Source organism: Aminobacter sp. P4_D5, from assembly GCF_056401815.1.
On the sequence record NZ_JBFUIP010000360.1, the window covers coordinates 1 to 1,562 of the forward strand.

Below are 1,562 nucleotides of genomic sequence, written 5' to 3' on the forward strand. Positions count from 1 at the left end.
CTGCAGCGCCTGCACGACGGCCGCGCCCATCACCACGGGGTCGAAGGTCGCCTCGGGCCGCGCGCCGTGGCCGCCCTTGCCGGTGATGAAGATGTCGTAGAAGGCGACGCCCGCCATCATCGGGCCGGGCCGCAGCCCGTACTCGCCGACCGGCAGGCCGGGACGGTTGTGSAKGCCGWAGACGGCGTCGCAGGGGAARCGSTSGAASAGCCCGTCSTCGASCATGGCSAGCGCGCCGCCSSMGCCYTCCTCGCCSGGCTGGAAGATSARRTGGACGGTGCCGTCGAAGTTSYKSGTCTCSGCRAGGTACTTCGCGGCGSCGAGCAGCATGGTSGTGTGSCCGTCATGGCCGCAGGCRTGCATCTTRCCGGGGGTGGTGCTGGCATGGCCGAAGGCATTGGCCTCGGTCATGGGCAGAGCGTCCATGTCGGCGCGCAGGCCGATGCGGCCCTGGCCGTTGCCGTTCCGGATCACGCCGACGACGCCCGTCTGGCCCACGCCGGTGTGCACCTCGATGCCCATCTCCGCGAGCTTCTTCGCAACGAGATCCGCGGTGCGGTGCTCTTCCAGCCCGAGTTCGGGATGGGCGTGGATATCGCGGCGGATGGCGGTGAACYCGGCCTGCCACTGGCCGATGGTCTCGACGGGATTGGTCACGTGGGTCCTCGATACGGGTGCGGGGGCAGTTTCGCGCCGTCAGCGCCCCGGCGCAACGGGCGGCGCCGGCAGGTCGAAGAAGCCGGACAGCCCCAGCGCCACGACCGTCACGATGATGGCCATCCCCACCGCCATGACGAGGATGTCGAAGCCCGAGACGCGCCAGTTGCCCATGGGCGCCCATCGCGGCGCGTAGGCATATTCGGGAGCTGCGCCCTTCCGGCGCTCGGCCAGTTCGCGGAAGCGGCCGTTCTCCCCGCGGCTCCGGGCGTCGCCGAGATCATCCGACATGGTGCCTGCCTCCCAGGGGGCGACGATAGCACGATGCGATCCCGGATCGGATTAAGACTGCGGCCGCGCGACCACCTGCTCGATCGCGCCGAAGATGCTCCTGCCGGCCGCGTCCAGCATCTCGATCCGGATGGTGTCGCCGTGCCGCATGAACGGCGTCACGGGCGCGCCCGTCTCGATCGTCTCGTACATGCGCAGCTCCGCGATGCAGGCATAGCCGACGCCGCCATTGGCGACGGTCGAGCCGTGCAGCGAGCCCTGCTTGTTGGAGACGGTGCCCGAGCCGACGATGGTCCCGGCGCCCAGCGCCCGTGTCTTCGCCGCATGGGCGATGAGGGTTGGGAAATCGAAGGTCATGTCGGTCCCGGCATCCGGGCGGCCGAAGGGCGCGCCGTTCAGGGTGCAGAGCAGCGGTCCCGAGAGGCGGCTGCCGTCCCAGGCGGCGCCGAGCTCGTCGGGCGTGACGCTGACCGGCGAGAAGGCCGAGGCCGGCTTGCCGTGGAAGAAGCCGAAGCCCTTGGCCAGCTCGGCGGGAATGATGTTCCGCAGCGAGACGTCGTTGGTGAGCATCAGCAGGCGGATGGAGCCGGCGGCCTTCTCGCGCGAGGCGCCAT

Annotated in this window: 3 protein-coding genes; all 3 read right to left on the reverse strand. The window is 70.2% G+C overall.

Going from position 1 to position 1,562, the window contains the following annotated elements; genetic code table 11:
- A partial coding sequence (locus AC1DWF_RS31840; RefSeq protein ID WP_476842545.1) for an amidohydrolase occupies positions 1-657 on the reverse strand: 657 nt, incomplete at its 3' end.
- A gap of 39 nt (positions 658-696) precedes the next feature.
- Positions 697-948, reverse strand: coding sequence for a hypothetical protein (locus AC1DWF_RS31845; protein WP_476842546.1), 252 nt, complete (start codon positions 946-948; stop codon positions 697-699).
- A gap of 51 nt (positions 949-999) precedes the next feature.
- On the reverse strand, positions 1,000-1,562 hold a 563-nt coding region (locus AC1DWF_RS31850; RefSeq protein ID WP_476842547.1), incomplete at its 5' end, for a fumarylacetoacetate hydrolase family protein.

Bases quoted from the DNA above. Each gene is read 5' to 3' on its own strand.
- AC1DWF_RS31845 (WP_476842546.1), bottom strand. From the start codon at position 948: ATGTCGGATGATCTCGGCGACGCCCGGAGCCGCGGGGAGAACGGCCGC.